This window comes from Mesorhizobium sp. M6A.T.Ce.TU.016.01.1.1 (assembly GCF_003997065.1).
In the GTDB taxonomy this organism is placed as follows: Bacteria; Pseudomonadota; Alphaproteobacteria; order Rhizobiales; family Rhizobiaceae; genus Mesorhizobium; species Mesorhizobium mediterraneum.
This window is the reverse complement of the sequence record NZ_RZTJ01000005.1, coordinates 319,145-334,615: the sequence shown is the minus strand read 5'-3', so window position 1 is coordinate 334,615 and position 15,471 is coordinate 319,145. Positions and strand designations below refer to the sequence as shown.

General features: G+C 60.8%; 23 protein-coding genes. 6 read left to right on the top strand and 17 right to left on the bottom strand.

Features of this window, described 5'->3' with window-relative positions:
* Positions 1–131 precede the first annotated feature (131 nt).
* Together EOC94_RS34085 and EOC94_RS13065 are read left to right on the top strand one after the other, a co-directional pair.
* Positions 132–584, top strand: coding sequence for a hypothetical protein (locus EOC94_RS34085; protein WP_185928222.1), 453 nt, complete (start codon positions 132–134; stop codon positions 582–584).
* A complete protein-coding gene (locus EOC94_RS13065) occupies positions 581–1,696 on the top strand; it encodes a hypothetical protein (protein ID WP_127290929.1) in 1,116 nt (371 codons plus the stop codon). The genes EOC94_RS34085 and EOC94_RS13065 overlap by 4 nt, the downstream gene beginning before the upstream one ends.
* Before the next feature lie 32 nt (positions 1,697–1,728).
* On the opposite strand, the gene nadE is transcribed toward EOC94_RS13065, so the two are convergent.
* Genes nadE through asnB form a run of 4 tightly spaced genes read right to left on the bottom strand, consistent with a single transcriptional unit; the run spans position 1,729 to position 6,457 of the window.
* Complete coding sequence (gene nadE / locus EOC94_RS13060; protein ID WP_127290927.1) at positions 1,729–2,736, bottom strand: NAD(+) synthase; 1,008 nt, start codon at positions 2,734–2,736, stop codon at positions 1,729–1,731.
* Positions 2,733–4,280 carry an AMP-binding protein gene (locus EOC94_RS13055; RefSeq protein ID WP_127290925.1) on the bottom strand — a complete coding sequence of 516 codons (1,548 nt, stop codon included), beginning with the start codon at positions 4,278–4,280 and terminating at the stop codon, positions 2,733–2,735. The genes nadE and EOC94_RS13055 overlap by 4 nt, the downstream gene beginning before the upstream one ends.
* A 22-nt stretch (positions 4,281–4,302) precedes the next feature.
* Positions 4,303–4,563, bottom strand: a complete 261-nt coding sequence (locus EOC94_RS13050) for an acyl carrier protein (RefSeq protein WP_095489621.1) — start codon at positions 4,561–4,563, stop codon at positions 4,303–4,305.
* A 16-nt stretch (positions 4,564–4,579) separates the two neighbouring features.
* Entirely contained in the window at positions 4,580–6,457 is a 1,878-nt protein-coding gene (asnB, locus tag EOC94_RS13045) for an asparagine synthase (glutamine-hydrolyzing) (protein WP_245465562.1), read from the bottom strand.
* Between asnB and EOC94_RS34555 the strand changes: the two genes are divergently transcribed.
* Complete coding sequence (locus EOC94_RS34555; protein ID WP_245465563.1) at positions 6,344–6,769, top strand: hypothetical protein; 426 nt, start codon at positions 6,344–6,346, stop codon at positions 6,767–6,769. The two genes, asnB and EOC94_RS34555, sit on opposite strands and share 114 nt — an antisense overlap.
* A gap of 100 nt (positions 6,770–6,869) precedes the next feature.
* Positions 6,870–7,529 (top strand): pentapeptide repeat-containing protein, encoded by a 660-nt coding sequence (locus tag EOC94_RS13040; RefSeq protein WP_210212076.1) that lies wholly within the window; start codon positions 6,870–6,872, stop codon positions 7,527–7,529.
* Positions 7,530–7,794: 265 nt separating this feature from the next.
* On the opposite strand, the gene EOC94_RS13035 is transcribed toward EOC94_RS13040, so the two are convergent.
* Positions 7,795–8,067, bottom strand: a complete 273-nt coding sequence (locus tag EOC94_RS13035; RefSeq protein ID WP_127290921.1) for a hypothetical protein — start codon at positions 8,065–8,067, stop codon at positions 7,795–7,797.
* Positions 8,068–8,124: 57 nt separating this feature from the next.
* On the opposite strand from EOC94_RS13035, the gene EOC94_RS13030 reads away from it, so the two are divergent.
* Positions 8,125–8,343 carry a hypothetical protein gene (locus EOC94_RS13030; RefSeq protein ID WP_127290919.1) on the top strand — a complete coding sequence of 73 codons (219 nt, stop codon included), beginning with the start codon at positions 8,125–8,127 and terminating at the stop codon, positions 8,341–8,343.
* Here EOC94_RS13030 and EOC94_RS13025 read toward each other — a convergent pair.
* The 9 genes from EOC94_RS13025 to EOC94_RS12990 form a co-directional block, all read right to left on the bottom strand.
* A complete protein-coding gene (locus EOC94_RS13025) occupies positions 8,327–9,205 on the bottom strand; it encodes an ATP-dependent DNA ligase (protein WP_127290917.1) in 879 nt (292 codons plus the stop codon). The genes EOC94_RS13030 and EOC94_RS13025 overlap by 17 nt on opposite strands.
* A 121-nt stretch (positions 9,206–9,326) precedes the next feature.
* Positions 9,327–9,689 carry a hypothetical protein gene (locus EOC94_RS13020; RefSeq protein WP_127290915.1) on the bottom strand — a complete coding sequence of 121 codons (363 nt, stop codon included), beginning with the start codon at positions 9,687–9,689 and terminating at the stop codon, positions 9,327–9,329.
* 98 nt (positions 9,690–9,787) lie between these two features.
* A complete protein-coding gene (locus tag EOC94_RS34080; protein WP_185928221.1) occupies positions 9,788–9,940 on the bottom strand; it encodes a hypothetical protein in 153 nt (50 codons plus the stop codon).
* Between the two features lie 31 nt (positions 9,941–9,971).
* Positions 9,972–10,469, bottom strand: coding sequence for a hypothetical protein (locus EOC94_RS13015; protein WP_127290913.1), 498 nt, complete (start codon positions 10,467–10,469; stop codon positions 9,972–9,974).
* Positions 10,466–10,879, bottom strand: a complete 414-nt coding sequence (locus EOC94_RS13010) for a hypothetical protein (protein WP_127290911.1) — start codon at positions 10,877–10,879, stop codon at positions 10,466–10,468. The genes EOC94_RS13015 and EOC94_RS13010 overlap by 4 nt, the downstream gene beginning before the upstream one ends.
* Positions 10,879–11,220 carry a hypothetical protein gene (locus EOC94_RS13005; protein ID WP_127290909.1) on the bottom strand — a complete coding sequence of 114 codons (342 nt, stop codon included), beginning with the start codon at positions 11,218–11,220 and terminating at the stop codon, positions 10,879–10,881. The genes EOC94_RS13010 and EOC94_RS13005 overlap by 1 nt, the downstream gene beginning before the upstream one ends.
* A gap of 10 nt (positions 11,221–11,230) precedes the next feature.
* Positions 11,231–11,473 (bottom strand): DUF6527 family protein, encoded by a 243-nt coding sequence (locus EOC94_RS13000; RefSeq protein ID WP_127290907.1) that lies wholly within the window; start codon positions 11,471–11,473, stop codon positions 11,231–11,233.
* Between the two features lie 39 nt (positions 11,474–11,512).
* Positions 11,513–12,109 carry a lysozyme gene (locus EOC94_RS12995; RefSeq protein WP_127290905.1) on the bottom strand — a complete coding sequence of 199 codons (597 nt, stop codon included), beginning with the start codon at positions 12,107–12,109 and terminating at the stop codon, positions 11,513–11,515.
* Positions 12,081–12,329 (bottom strand): hypothetical protein, encoded by a 249-nt coding sequence (locus tag EOC94_RS12990; protein ID WP_127290903.1) that lies wholly within the window; start codon positions 12,327–12,329, stop codon positions 12,081–12,083. Before EOC94_RS12990 ends, EOC94_RS12995 begins: the two co-directional genes overlap by 29 nt.
* Positions 12,330–12,507: 178 nt before the next feature.
* On the opposite strand from EOC94_RS12990, the gene EOC94_RS12985 reads away from it, so the two are divergent.
* Positions 12,508–13,545, top strand: coding sequence for a serine hydrolase domain-containing protein (locus EOC94_RS12985; RefSeq protein ID WP_127290901.1), 1,038 nt, complete (start codon positions 12,508–12,510; stop codon positions 13,543–13,545).
* Here EOC94_RS12985 and EOC94_RS12980 read toward each other — a convergent pair.
* Genes EOC94_RS12980 through EOC94_RS12970 form a run of 3 tightly spaced genes read right to left on the bottom strand, consistent with a single transcriptional unit; the run spans position 13,468 to position 15,466 of the window.
* The gene (locus tag EOC94_RS12980) at positions 13,468–14,538 is read right to left on the bottom strand and encodes a hypothetical protein (RefSeq protein ID WP_127290899.1); all 1,071 of its coding nucleotides are present in this window, start codon (positions 14,536–14,538) and stop codon (positions 13,468–13,470) included. The genes EOC94_RS12985 and EOC94_RS12980 overlap by 78 nt on opposite strands.
* A gap of 7 nt (positions 14,539–14,545) precedes the next feature.
* A complete protein-coding gene (locus tag EOC94_RS12975; RefSeq protein WP_127290897.1) occupies positions 14,546–14,968 on the bottom strand; it encodes a hypothetical protein in 423 nt (140 codons plus the stop codon).
* Positions 14,969–14,980: 12 nt separating this feature from the next.
* Complete coding sequence (locus EOC94_RS12970; RefSeq protein WP_127290895.1) at positions 14,981–15,466, bottom strand: hypothetical protein; 486 nt, start codon at positions 15,464–15,466, stop codon at positions 14,981–14,983.
* Between the last annotated feature and the right edge of the window lie 5 nt (positions 15,467–15,471).

Sequence of the window (15,471 nt, the reverse complement as noted above, 5' to 3'; positions counted from 1 at the left end):
CTGCGGCTACCTCCTTGGCGCAGCCGACACAAATTCCTTCAATGCCAGCATGGCCGCAAAAGTGGTATCCCAACCTTTAAGCGCGCGTGGCCGACCCCTGGACCCGACAGCTCCCGCTGGCGCGGCAGCGATTGGCTGCGGCACAAATCCATCATCCCAATTTCGCCGTACCGCAAGCGCTGGCCGCCTATCCCTTGCAAGGCCATATCGACCTGTTGTCGCAGGCGCGCGGAAAAGTCATCGGCAGGCGAGCGATGGTCTTTCTCGATCAGCGCCTTGCCGCCTGCGGTTCAACCGGGCTTTGCCTTGAAGTCATGCGGCGGAATATTGACGCGCTGAACTTCTACAAGGCTGTCGGGTTCAGGGCTGGGGCCTCGCCAGACGTTCCGCGGCGCCGACGAAGCAAGGCCGCGCCAATGCACTCGGTTCGCTACCAAAACTTTAACATCGGTTTACCCGAAGTTGGTACAGCAACGCTGGTTTCATCCGTTCAAGCAAAGAGACTGCCCTTGCCGCAACACCACAGCTCTCCTTTGGTCCGGAAACGCGGTGGACGGGACTCCGATGGCGGGAGCCGCGCTTGAGCGTAATTCGCGCCTTTGAGGGTGCCGATCTTCCTGCAGTCGCGGGCATGTTTCAACGCGTGCTGCGCAAAGAACGGACCGAAGCGCCGGCCGCGCTCATCGAATATATGAGACGGTTTTATCTGGAGGCGCCGGGTTGCGGAGGCGATCTGCGGTCGCTTGTCCATGTCAACGACGCCGGCCGCGTCTCTGGGTTTGTCGGCGTTCACGTATTGCCGATGCAGTTCAACGGCCGACAATTACGAGCCGCCATTTGCAGCTCGCTCATGGTCGAGGATCATGAGCGCGACCCGATGGCCGGCGCTCGCTTGTTGAAAGCTTATTTGGATGGTCCGCAGGACATCTCCTTCAGCGAGACGGCCAATGATATCTCCACGAAGTTGTGGACCCGGCTGCGCGGCGTGGTCCTGCCGCAATACAGCCTTGACTGGGTACGCGTAATGCGGCCGTCGACCTTTGTGCTCGGCCTTTCCGCCAGTCGCATGAAGCTTGTCCGAACGCTCAGTCCGTTTGCCCACGCCCTCGACCGATTTTATTGCAGACGAATGAAGTCGAGCGAACGACGCTGGTCCGGTGTGGCGGCGGACGGGGCAGGCCACGGAGCCTTTCGGATGTCCGAAATCGACAGTCACACATTTGCCAAGCTGATCGAACCGTTGACCGCCCAGTTCGCCCTGCGCCCGGCTTGGGCGGAAGGCCTACTCGATCATATCCTGACCGATGCGGCACAAAAGACGGATCTGGGCGAGCTTGTCTACGTTTCCGTGACATCGCCAGTCGGCACCAATGTCGGCGCATTCGCCTATCACGCACGGACGGGTGAAATCGGTCGCGTGCTGCAGATCCTCGCCCTCCCCGGCCAGGCGGGTCCCGTCATCGACTGCCTGATCGATCATGCCACCGTGCGCGGCATCAGCGGCCTGCGCGGACGCATTCAACCTGCACTTCTGGAAGCAATGCTTGGGCGACGCATAGCTTTCCTGACCGTTGCCTCGACCGTGGTGCATTCACGCGATCCCGAGCTTTTGGATGCCATGAAGAACTCACAAGCTTTCCTGAACGGGCTTGCGGGCGAGCAGTGGAGCCAGTTGATCGGCGGCCGCTTCACCTGAAGCGCTCGCCGTGGCCGGGTTGGAGAGGCAGGTCAGGTACCGACTTCCTCCACCTCATCAACGAGTTGCGGGCGCAGGTGCAGATAGCGCGTGGCTTTTCGCTTGGCGGTGATGTCTGCCCAGACGCGTTCCACTTGTGAGGCGTCTAGTCCCGCCGCCTGCCCCACCACTTCGGCCGCCACGCCTTTGTTGAGGCCGCAAAGGCAAATATCCATGCGGTCATAGGGAAGCGAGAAGTAGAACTCCTCCTGCGTCTGCGCCAGCGAGTAGGTATCGGTGGTAGGCGGCCGGTTGCGGATTTCGTCGGGAACGCCGAGATAGGCCGCCAGCGCATAGACCTGCGTTTTATAGAGATGTGCGATCGGCTTGACGTCGGCCGCGCCGTCACCGTTCTTGACGAAGAATCCCTGATCGTATTCCAGCCGGTTCGGCGTTCCAAGAACGGCGAAGTTCAGCCGATCGGCATGATAGTATTCGATCTGCTTGCGGGTGCGCTGTTTCATGTTGGTGGCAGCGACGATCCCGAGATAGACCGGCAGCGGCATTCTTATTTTCGTCTGCTTGCCTTTGGGGTCCTGCACCACCAGCGAGGAAATATTGTAGCCCTCGCTCTCGAGCGCGTTCGCGATCACGATCTTCGAGGCCCAGCCTTCGCCGTATTCCGGGACCAATTCGCGGATGAAGGCGTCGCGACGCTGGTAGCAGCCCATGGCGCGCAGGGTCGGTCCGATATCCTCCACAATAGCCTCGACACCGAACGTGTCGGCGACAAGGCGGCCGAGCCGCAGACTTTCCGGATCGGAATCGTTTTCCGGCATGAACAGGCACAATACATTCTGAGGCCCGACGGCGCGCGCTGCCAACGCCACCGAAACGCTTGAATCGATCCCGCCGGAAAGACCGAGCGTGAGGCCCCGCTTGCGAATACCGCGCAACTGCTGGCGCAAAGCGGTCACGATCCTGTCCGTTTCGGCGCCGGGGTCGATAGCCAGAGCCTGCGCCAGAATGGCCTGCGCGTCCTCGCTGGGGCGAACACTCATTGCGCGGCCTCCATCATCTCTGCAGCAAGCCGGCGGCTGACCTTGCCCGTATCCGTCTTTGGCAATTCCGCGCGGAATTCTACGAGCTTGGGAACCATGAAATCCTCGAGATGACGTGCGCAGTGGCGCATGACATCCTTTTCGCTGAGCGTCGGGTCCGAGCGGATGACAAGTGCGCCGATCGCATGCCCGAGCACCGGATCCGCCACACCGACGACAATGGCCTCCGCGATGCCCGGATGAGCGTGAAGCACGGCCTCCACTTCCTTCGGGGCCACCTTCTCTCCCCGCGTCTTTATGATGTCGTCCTTGCGCCCGACGAAATAGAGAAAGCCGTCCTCATCGGTCCTGAACAGATCGCCGGTGTAGAGAACCTTCTCCCAGGGGTTCGGGCCAGGCCGCAGGGTCCGTTCGGTTGCAGCTTCGTTGCGCCAGTAACCCTGCATGACATGCGGCCCGCGAATGACCAACTCACCCGCAACGCCCGATGGCACTCGCTGCCCGTCCTCGTCGACGACGAAGGCTTCGGTGTTCGGAATGGCTATTCCGACCGATCCCGGCCGGCGATCGAGCTCCTCGGGCGGCAGATAGGTGCAGCGCTTGCACTCCGTCAGGCCATACATCGAATACAGCCTGACACCGGGAAAAAGGAAGCGCAGACGTTCTATGTGCGCCTGCGGCAACGCCGCCGCCGTATTCGAAATATAGCGAAGGCTGGGCAGGAAACCCGGCGTCAGGTCACGCATCTGCAGGATCATCGCTGCCATCGTGGGCACGAGCGGAAGACCGGTGACGCCCTCCTCGCGGATACGTTCAAAGACCGCTTGAGGAAAAGCGAAGGACTTTTCGAGCACGAGCGTGGCGCCGAGCCTAACGGCCATCAGCAATTGATAGAGGCCATAGTCGAAGGCAAGGGGAAGAACATTCAAAATGATGTCGTCTGGCGCGTTGCGCAGATAGGTGGTGATGGAGTCCGCGGCCGCATCGCTATTGCGGTGCGTCATCATCACGCCCTTGGGCCGGCCCGTTGAGCCCGAGGTGTAGATGAGCATGGCCAGATCGACGTCGATGCCGCCGTGGTCGATCTCACTGGCTTCGAGCGTCAGGCAGTCGGCCAGGGATGTCGCACCTGCCGGGTATTGGTTATCGGCATCAGCGGTGGAAGCCACGAAGATGCCGGTCTTGCCGCTCGATCCGCACGCCTCCGCGACCACGGGCATCAGTTTTGCTTGCGTGAGGATTGCGGCAGCGTCGCAATCGGCGATGATGTAGGCAAGTTTTTCAGCCTTGGTGGATGCGTTGATCGGACTGAACGTCGCCCCTGCCTTGAGGACGGCGAAAATCGAGACCGCAGCCTCCCAGCAATTGTCCATGAAGATCAGGACCCGGTCGTTGCGCCTGACGCCGTTCGCAAAAAGGGCGGCGGCCAGGCGGCTCGAAAGATCGTCCAGTTCTTCGTAGCACAGCCTTTTGTCCTTGGTGATCAATGCCGTTTTGGCGGGATGGGCAGCGGCCTTGGCGGCCAGGAGATGTTCGATCCGCATGGACGCTCCTCGCTGACTGCACCTACGCTGCCAGCGCTTCTGCTCTCGCCTTGATGAAGGACGAGAGGCGTTCAATCGAATCCAGATTGGCCGGCACAACGTCGGAATCGACCATCGCTATGCCGAAATCGTCTTCGATGAATGCCACCAATTCCAGCACGGCGGTCGAGTCGATGATGTCGTTCTCGATCAGCGAGTCCGTATCTGCAAGCTGGAATGATTTGTCGCCGAACAAGAAGTTGTCGACGATAAACGTTCTGACCTTGTCCTTGATTGTAACCATTTTACTTCCTTCCCTCTCAAGCTGCTCGTGCTGCGCCGACCTCTTGGCCGGTGAAATTCTTCTGCCACAGCTGCGTCGACAAAATGCCGACAAAGGCCGCGTTGTCGCGAAACCCGGATACTGGCTGAGTGCGGCATTTCTCATGGAGGCTCGCCACCGCCTTGGCGTTGAACAGTCCGCCGGCGGCGATGCTCGCTTCGCTCAGGCAGTCGCGTACATAATCCAGTTCTCCGGCTCCAACAAAGGAGCTTGCGTCCGGGGCTCGGTAAGGTTGTTTGGTACGCTTCCGGATCGCCGTCGGTAGCAGGTACTTGGCTGCCTTGCGCAGTATGTGCTTTTCCACCAATCCCTTCAGCTTCATCTCCGGCGGCAGTCTTGCTGCGAATTCCACCAAACGAGGATCGAGGAAAGGGAAACGTCCTTCGATACCATGCGCCATCGCCATGCGATCGCCTTGGCTGGAGAGGATATAACCCGGCAGAAGGAAGCGGGTTTCGAGATATTGTGCCTGATGCAGTGGATGCCACAGCGAAAATGCTTGGGGCAACCGGCTGACTAGGTCCTCGGCCGCGTCATAGCCCTTCAAGGCCGCACGCAGGTCACCGGAAAAGAAGATCTTTGCCGCCGCCGTGGTCTTGAAGCGCGGCCGATGCGAGAATAGCGGATCGTCGAGGGCAGTGTTGCTGGTGCCAAAGAATGCGGACAGGTACTCCACAGATTGCTGTTGCAGACCCGGCAGATAGGGATAAAGCCTGCGGAACAGCTGTGGCCTTATGCGCGATGCCGGCTGACGTCCGCAGAATCGGCGAACACGCGCTTCCTTAAAGACATCGTAGCCTGCGAAGACCTCGTCGGCGCCCTCGCCGGTCAGCACGACCTTCAGGCCAGCCTGGCGGACCAGGCTGGACAGCTGGTAGAGAGGCGCCGGGGCCGTGCGGATGATCGGCCGCTCGGCAAAGCGGATGACTTCCGGAAAGACACGAGCGATATCGCCGGGACGGCAGGCGATGGCTCGATGATGGGTGCCAAGTGCAGAAGCCATCTCGGTCTGGAAGGCGCTTTCGTCGTGCTCGGTGCTGTCGAACGTTACGGAAAATGTCTGCAGCCTCCGAGGAGTCATGCCGGCGGCAAGTGCCGAAACAAGGGATGAATCGAGCCCGCCCGAAAGATAGGAGCCGACCGGCACGTCGGCCCGCATGCGAAGTCTCACCGCATCGGTCAAAAGGGCCTGCAGTTCCTCGGCCGCGTCGCCCTCGTTCGTGACTTTCGACGGCTGGTCCCGATGCGGATAGTCCAGGTGCCAATAGCGTTTGACCGTGACTTGACCCTGTGTCGCGATCATCACGCTTGCCGGCTCCAGCTCGTGGATATTGTGGAAAGCCGTGCGCGGAGCAATCGGCGCCCAAAGCGTAAATATCTGATCGAGTGCAATCGGATCGATTTCGGCCGAGACGCCGGGGACCTTCAGCAGGGCTTTGATCTCCGAGGCGAAGTAAAGCACTCCGTCCTTGCTCGTGTAGAACAGCGGCCGAACACCCATTCGGTCTCGTGCAAGCACCATGCGCCGATGCCTGTTATCCCATATCGCGAAGGCGAAATCACCGTTCAGGAGAGGCAGGCAGTCCTCGCCCATCTCGTCATACAGCTGCAGGATGACCTCTGTGTCGCTCGACGTGCGGAAGCGTCGGCCCTTGGCTATCAGCCCTTCGCGCAATTCCACGTAGTTGAAAATCTCGCCGTTGAACGCAATCGTCAAATTGCCTGACACGTCGGACATCGGTTGCTGGCCATCACCGATCCCGATCACGGACAGCCGCGCATGCCCGAGTCCAGCGTCGGGTGCTACAAATTTCCCTTGCTCATCCGGCCCGCGATGGGCGATCGCAGCTGTCATGCGCGCAAGCAAAGCTTCCGCATCCCGGATCGAACCGAAATAGCCCCCGAATCCGCACATTGCTACAACTCATATATCAGTAAGGCGCGAGACGTAACCTCAATAATTTCCTCAAGCGTTAACCGGATAATCTCGGGTATCACATGGTTAACAACAATTAAAAACAAAGGTACTTTTTTATATTTTATTGTTTCGTCATACATAGAAGTATATTTCAATGCTAAACGCAACTTTTGTTCGAGCAAGGGCGGCGCAGTCGATCTGACGCCATCCGGCCCTGATCTGTTCCCGTTTAGCCCGCAACAACCCTGAGATCGTGTTTGGTAGCCGGTCCCCGTGATACCATTCGGCCGCATGGCCTGTGTTCTATCGCCTTGACCGACTGGGCGCGCCGCATGGCTTCTAGGCATCGTTGACAGATGGCGTGCCATTAGGAACGACACCAAGACGCTGGGCGATCTACGGCATTGCAACCGCGGGTCGCATTTTTCCAAATAGAGCCGCAAACATGTTGGGATGGCGAGTACAACAACTGATAGTTTCCACTGTGCTGGCCGTTGGCCTGGGCACTTCTTACTCAACTGCGTTCGATTTGGATGCGGTCGAGCGTCTCAGGTCCAAGCCCACATGCGCAGACTGCGACCTATCGGGCGCCAGCATAACGGGGAGCTATCTGCCGGGCGCGATCCTGACCAATGCGAACCTGACGGGCGCCGACCTCAAAGAAGCAAACATGAATGGTGCGGACCTTAGCGGTGCGAATCTCTCCGGCGCGGAACTATCTGGCGCCAGCCTAAATTACGCGAACTTGTCTGGCGCGAATCTGTCGAATGCGAACCTATCGAAGGCGAGCCTTTCTGGCGCAAACCTGTCAAATGCGAGCCTGTCAGGAGCGGTCTTGATTGGCGCAAGCCTAAGGGGCGCGCGCCTTGCGCAAGCTCAGCTGGCGGGCGCAAACCTGGAGGGAGCAAACTTGCATTTGGTGCTAAACTTAGATGCGGCGCTGCTTGTGGACGCGAAACTTTGCAACACAACAATGCCGGACGGCCGCATAGATAACAGAGGCTGCTAGGTGTTTAGTCCCGGCATTTGAGGGAGAGCGGGTGCCGTTTTGGATTTGCCTCCGAGTTCAATGAACCCGGAGGTGACTTCTGGGCGGAAGTTATTGATTTTATGGTGGGCGATGACGGGCTCGAACCGCCGACATCTTCGGTGTAAACGAGCGTTCAAACCGCAGGAATGGCGGATTTCTGGGCTTTTTCGTGCCGTTTGTGCCCAGCTATTCCCCCTGAAACTGGGCGCTGCCGGCACGTATCTGGGCGCTTTCTGGGCGCATGTCAGTCCGGCAGCTTCATGCCCCACGTCGTCGGCCCGCCGCCGCGCTTCTCGTTGCTCTTCAGGTGTACGGTGATCCCGACTTTCTTGCCGCGGCATTTTGTGCAGCGAAGCTTCGGCACCAGGTCGTCATGCATCGCCCCGTGATCCGGCCCTAGCCGGTCGCGCAGCTTGAGGAAGTCGATCTCCTGATGATGCCCGCACCGCGAATTGTGGCACCACGCTATAACCGTGTCGCCGCCGGCGATGACGTCCTGAATGGTTCTGCCTGCCATCCCGGCGATATAGCGCGAGCCCTTGACGATCGCCAGACCGACACCAGAACAGCAGCTATGGAAGAGAATTACGTCTATGAAGAGCGGACGGGCCTGCAGCTGGTGCGCATGGCGATCGAGATGACCTGCCCGGCCGGCGTGCTGCCGAGCGAGGAAGCGGTAAACGCGCTCTACGGCCCGTTGCCTGTGCATGAGGGCGAAGCCCTGGCGAAAGCAATCATCGAAACAGTCGAGCGGCTGAGCCGATGCCAAAACGACGCTACTCCTCGTCGCTGAAACCCAGCAGCGACGCATGGCGTATGTGGGCGTGGTCGCCACGGAGATGCTTGACGCGCAGCTTGACACCGGGCGTTACCCACTGCGTCGCCGGCCGCTTCTTCAAGGCCGCTGGCGGCGGCCCGGCATGCTCCTGTACGCGCTTCCACAGTCGCTCTTTCATGTCGCGGCCAAGGGTGATGAAGGCCGAGCCGACATATTTGCCGGTTCCCGGCTCGGCCAGCAGCGCAAATGCCGCCTTGCCCTGCTCACGCTCGACGCCGAGCAGCTCGAATTCGTCGATCGTGAAGCTCTTGGTCTTCTGCCAGTTCGACGTCGGCCCGCTGCGATATTTACTGTCGGCGAGTTTCGAGACGATTCCCTCGATCCCGGCCTGGTCGACGAGGTAAAAGATCGCCTTAGGGTCACCGGGCATGGCCTCGCTGAACTGGATCCTGCTGTTTGGCTTGATAATGCCGTAGAGGATCTCGCGGCGCGCCTTGCAGCCGATGTCGCGCAGGTCGTGGCCGTCGAGATGAAGGATGTCGAAGGCGCCGAGGATCATGGCGTAAGGATCGTTGTGGACGGCCTTTTGGAGCGCGCCGAAATCCGGCAGCCCGGCCTCATTGGTAACGACAGCCTCGCCGTCGATGATCGCATTCTCGACCTCGAGCTCCCTGGCGGCCTCAACGATGCCGGTGAACTTGCTCGTCCAGTCGGCGCCGGACTTCGTGAAAACGCGGATATCCTCGGGGCTGTTGATGACGACCTGGGCGCGGTAGCCATCGAGCTTGATCTCGTGAATCCAGTCGTCACCGCCGGGTGGCGTGGCGACCAGCTTGGGCTCCATCGGGGGGATAAACGTCAGCCTGGCCCCGTTCATGCAAACTCCAACGCAACAGACCCGATTCAATAAACTTTGAACGTTTCGGTTCCAAGAACGCAAAAAGCCCGCCGCACCTTTCGGCACGGCGGGCGATCATGTTGCTGGCGATGGGAAATGATCAGGGCGGCGGCCGGCCAGTCATAGCGTAATAGGCGGCAGCTGCACCGGCAGCAGCGGAGATGACGCCCTTCCCGATCGCCCACAGCACCTTGCCGAGCGATCCAGCGAAGACGACGCGATCGCGGACTCGCTCGAGCTCGACGGTCGTCGGCCGGATCGCCTCGACGCTTTTCTCGACGGAGGTCAGCCTGTGATTGATGCCGATCATCTCGCGTTCGGTGCGCTCCTGCGCCTCATAACCGCGGCGCCGGCCGTTGATGGCTTCCTTCTGGCCGGCAACGACGTCGACCAGCATCCTCTCGATCGATTTCAGCCTTTCGTCTAGGCGCGCGATCTCTACTTCCATGTTTTCGTCCGCCATTTTGTCCCCGCGCGCCCCATGCACTGCTCAATTCGAAAGGATCGCGATCGCGATAACGCAGACCACGGCGAAGATCAGCATGACCGTCAGCCAGAGCTTCACTTCGTCAAAGCCTTGATGGTCAGAGCCTTGGCGTGATCGCGGCGCTTGCAATCGCCAAGCGACTGGCGATCGATCGCGTGGAGACGCACGAGCTCGTCATAGGGAACGAAGCGGTGCGGAATGGACACCACGCCCTTGCATTCAGCCATCACACTGGGATCGACATGCGGCTTCGGCGGGTCAACGGCCGACGGCGTCAAGTTGTGTTGACACCCTTGCAGGAATGCCAGCGCGACACACAGGGCCAGTCTTTTGGTCAGGCGACTTGGGGTCAGGTGGGCCAAGGTCTTCGTCCTTCTGATCTCTGATCGCCTGCTCGAGGTCGGCGATGCGAACCGCGTCGGTGTTCTGTTGGTCGACATAAGCCTGAGCCGCGGCGTCGATCTCTTTCTGCTTCGCCTCCGCCTTGGCAGCCAACTGGGCGAGTGCCTTTCGCTGCTGCTCCTGCCAGACCAAGCGTTCGGCGAGCTGGCCGTGCGCGTATTCGCGATCGACACGGCCGTCGACGAGCGAGGCCAGGGCCGGCCCGGCGTAGGGAATGTAGCGAAGCGGCCCGATGGGCACGCCCTCATAGACCAGGACGATGCCGCCGGCGACGATCAGCGGAAAGCCGAAGCGCGAGGTCGCGAAGGCGAGGAATGGGCCGACGTAAGGCATAGCCATCAGCGCGGGGATCATCGACTGCTCCTCGCAATACGGAGACCATGAGGATGCCGCGTGCCCGGGTGGCGCTCGTTGGCCCAGGTCTGCGGCTGGATCTTGAAGTCGATTGGGAGACCGGTCTGCTCTTTCAACCAACCGGAGATGGCAACGGCGTGCAGCAGCCATTTGGTATCGAATTCGAAGTTGCCGGTGCTGAAATCTCGGACGGCCGGGAATTCGCGCTTGAACTGCTTGTCGTCGAGGATCAGGACGACATCGACATCCCGCCAGTCTGGCCGCTCGAGGGCGCTGCCGACGACATAGCAGCCGAAGCCGCCATAGGCGTCGTTGAGGTGCTTGCAGGCGAGCTCCAACTTGAACACGGCCGGCACGCCGATGTAGCTGGCCTTCTTCTTCGGCGCCGGCTTTTCCTGTTCGTCGCTCATCAGATGCCTCCGACGATCTGCCCGTTGGTGATGAAGCCATGCCAGAGACCGCCAGGGCTGCCATCGAGTGACGGAGTGACGGTCATCGTTTCGAAAGTCGCCGTGTCGATGCCGCCGGCAATCGTCCATCTGGCATTGGGATTGCAGCCTTGGATGATGGTGGCGCCGTATTGCTCCAAGTCGTTGAACATCTCGAACTGCTCTTTATGCGACGGTGGTGTCTCAAAGCAGGACTGATATTGGCGATGTCTGTCACGCTGGGTTGGCGATCGGAAGATAAAGCCGATGCGCTTGCCGTCCTTCATGATCCAGCGCGGGTCGAGATCAGTGAGCTTCATCATTCAGATCACCTCAGAGATGCGAGACGGCTTTGCCGCCTTCGATGGAGAAATGCCGACCGCAACCGGCCTGCCGGCAATCGATTGACGGCCGGATCGTCGGCACCTCGACGTTGCCGTCCCAGGTCCACATCGCCCCGACTGGCTCTCGCTTCCAGACTGACCACTTGCACTCCCCATTGAGCGGGCAGGAAACGACGATGAAAGCGCGGTCTTCGGCTCTCGGCTGCACACAGACACTGACATCAAGCATCATGATCGGTCGGCTCCCACCACGATGTCTTCAACTCGGTCATCAGTTCAGCCCCGACACGCAGAGCTCGGCCTCGCCGATGCGAGTGGCGTCGCCCATCTCGCGCCGCTTCACCAGGCCGATGATCATCTTGCCGCCAGCCTTGTTGAAGGCGGTCGCGGCGATGCAGCTCGCCTGATATTGTCCGGCGCGGCCCAACCGCGCGGCTGTCGATCCGCAGGCCGCGCCGACCCCGACATTGTAGGAAAGCGAGGTCATCATCGCCTGCCAGGACACCGGCTTCTTGTCGAACGAGGCAATGCACTTCTTGAGGCCAGGATAGAAATCCTTGGTCAGCCGCTTCTGGAGCCGCTTGTCGCAGCCGGCCGACGTTTCCACCATGCCGGCCTTCACGTTCTCCGTGTCACCATCACAGATGGTCCAGACCGCCGGCTTGGCGATCCGGTCGTAGTAGGCTCTGAGCTCCCGGCCTTCCCACGGCTGGACCAGTGTGCCGGAGGCGAGAACGATAGCGGCCGGAACAGGCTCCTGGTTCGGGCGGACGACGTAGTAGGCGCCGCCGACCAGGCTCGACATCGCCATGACGGCGGCGATCGCGGCCTTCGCGCGGCTACTCGACTTGATCTGATTTTTTGGCATTCGAATCTCCTGAGAGTTTTTCCTGGACGACGAAGCGAGAGATGAAGGCGCCGCAGACGCAGAGGCCCGACAGAGCGGCGAAGACGAGCGGCGAGATCGGCAGCAGGCCGTGGAGCAGCGGCAGCGCCACCTCGAGCCCGGAGAGCACAGCCGCAACAAAGAGCAGCCGAACCGACCAGGCGTGCTTCAGCACCGCCCGCCAGTTGTCGACGACGCGCATGGCAGTTCCTTTCCGCCCTCGCGGGCAGGTTGCGTGATCGCGGAAGTTGCGTTTTCAGATTGGTCGGGGCAGTGTCGCGCCGGGTCTGACTTCTGTCGGCCAAGGCCCGGCTGCCCGCTCCCCCGTCAAGGAAGCCCGAAGCCGGGCCGCCATCAGGCTTGGGGATGCAGTCTTGGTGATGACCAGACGCCAGCGTTTCGTTCTGATTGCCAGCGCTATCGGCTCCGTTGCCTTGGCGTTTTTTACGGTCAAGCCGATCGCCTCTGAAGCCCTATTCTGGCGCGAACGAAGAACTCCGGCGGACGTCGTCGCCTATTTCATGCGGCAGGAAAATATTGATGGTGCTGTTTTTGCCTATGGGCCAGCCGGACAGTCGCCAGTCCGGAAAGCCGGTTTCGGGAATCTAAAAATTGACGCGACGCTGCCGATCGCGTCTTTGTCCAAGACCATCACGGCGGCCGCAGTTTTCGAATTGGCCGACGCCGGCCTTGTCGATCTCGATGCCAGCCTCGCCAAATACTTTCCAGACGAACTCGCCGGAGCAAAGGACGATCGCTACCGCCTCATCACTCCCCGCATGCTGCTGCAACACACTTCCGGCCTCGACCATGCCGTCAGTTTCAAGAGAGACACCGGCGACGATTGCTGGCTGATAGCCAAGGAGGAACTCGCAACCCCGCTCCACTTCGCCCCCGGCACAAAGTGGGAATACGCGAACCTCAACTATTGCTGGCTCGGCCTGCTGATCGCTCGCGTGTCCGGGCAGCGATACGACGATTATGCAAGCCAGAAAGTCCTAGCTGGAATCGAGGGATTTAGCCTGAGCGACCGCACAAAAGGCGCCGCCTATGGATGGTCAGCAACCGCCGAGGGTTTGTTCCAGTTTGCCTCCAGCGCCAGACCGCTGCCGCCCAAGGCGCCGGCCCCTTCTTTCTACACAGGCATCAACTACGGGTACGGCTGGTTCCTCGAACCTGCAGTTGCATGGCATCTTGGTTCGATGCCAGGGAGCCTATCCCTGGCGATCAAGGCCGACGATGGCTGGACGATGGTGGTCATCTTTAACAAGCGCCCAGCCGGCGCCCGAAAGAAAGCCCTGCATCTAAAGCAGATGCTGATCAGAGCACATGAGCAGCAGCTACGTCCCACGGATAGCCATCGTCGCGGCGACCCAGTTGCTGTTGACCACCGTGAAGACTCCAGGGTTTTCCGATGAGGCGACAGAGGTAAGCCTTGCGGTGGAACATACCGCATCATCGTTGGCCGCTCCTGTCGTCGTGCCTGTAGCGAAGTTCGTATAGCCGGATGGTGCCGCAGTTGTCGGCGACGACGTCCCTCCGCGATGGCCCTCAAATGCAATCCACAGCACGTCGTCGCTGCCCCAGCTTGGAGTAAGCGTCGGCGGGTCCGGATTGGTGCTGAGCGAGTTGGCTGCGGTCGCTTCCGGTGTGCCCTGATAGTTCGAAATACGGAAGGACTGATGCCTGGATTTGCGAGTCGCCCCGGATGTGACCGAAACGCTTGCCCCCTCGGACCCCGTGGCAACCCGATAGTATCCCGCGGATGTCCGGCTCGATCCTTCGACTTTAAACAGTTGGTTCCAACCGGCCGGTGTCGAAAGTGTCGTGGATGCTCCGCCGAGCGTGATGACGATGATCAACAGTTCGCCAACTGTTATCGAGGCCGGCAGCAGGACCGTGTGCGACGTGACGAGGGTGTCATTGAGGCTGGTGTTTGTGCCGTTGACGAGTGGGAAAGGCGCCCCGGTTGTCAGCGTTGCCGCATTGCCGGTCAACGCGAACGCTCCAGCTCCTGCGGCCATGCGAAACTGCCGCTTCAGGCCGGCGGCATTCCCAGTCAAGGCGAAGGCGCCGACGTCGGCCGCCAAACGCCTGCCGTAGAGGAGAGCCGTCGCGTTGCCCGTAAGCACAAACGAACCAGCATCCGCGACGAGAGGCGGGATGCCCTGGAAAAGGGTAGCGGGATTCCCGGTAAGGATGAAGCTGCCGGCCGCCGCCGACATCTTGAGGGCACGCTTCAACGTCGCAGTGCTGCCGGTGAGTGCGAAGGAACCCGCCGCAGCAACAAGCGTCGCACCGCTCCCGCCGGCGGCCCAGATTTCGGTGGCGCCAAAATAGATCTTCGACACCGCAGTGGCGCCGAGATACACCTTCAGCGGCGACGTCGCGCCAAGCTTCAAGCCGGCCATGGCTGCTTTACGCGATCGTCAGGACGCCGGCCGAACCATCGAAGTCGATCGTCAGGCTTTCGCCGTCGGCAAGGGTGAGATCGGAGCCGTAGTCATACCAGCCGATCAGCGGGTCGGCCGGCGAGGTCGGCGTATCGTTATAGATCACGATGTATCGAAACGCCGCGACCGATCCGCCGGACGCGGTCAGCACCAGGTCTGCCAGCGTCAGCTTGTAGGTGCCGGCGGTCTGCGCCGAGGCCGACGTGGTGATGTTGCGCGACGACAGGTTGGTGTAGGCGACCTGCGTCAGATCGGCCAGAACCGAATTGCCCGCCACCGGCGCATTCGCAGCCGCGCAGAGCGCGACGACGAGCTGATCGGCGCCGAGGTTGTGGACCTTCTCGGCCAGCGCCTCGACGAACGACTGGAATTTGTTGAACGCTGCCATTTCCAATGATCCTTAGCTGGTGATGAGGTAGACCGTGTCGGCGTCCGCAGGCGACAGCGCGTCGTAGGCGATCTGGCTGATCTCGACGATACGCGAGGCATCGGAGCTGCGGACGGCATAGCTCGAGGCGTAGCGGACGTTGACGCCGTCGCTGATCAGCGTATCGCTCTTGCCGTCGGCGATTGTCGGCGCCGTCACGGACTGGCCGGAAATCGTCACCGTCACCGTCTGGCCGCAACTGTTGACTACACCGAACCGACCGACCGAATTGGCCGGCAGCGTCAACGTGACGGCGCCGCCAGGTGTCGAGTCGGTCAGGATGAACCCGGCGTAACCTCTGATCTGTGCCGCCGTCAGGCTTTCCGACGTGCTGTCGACAGCAATCGTCAGGAACGCGGTCAGCTTGGCGTCAAGCGCACCATCGGAATCGTTGATGGCGACGACGCCGTTGTCGGCCTGCCCGGTCGCCACCAGCGTCCGGCCGAGATTGTTGGTCATATCGA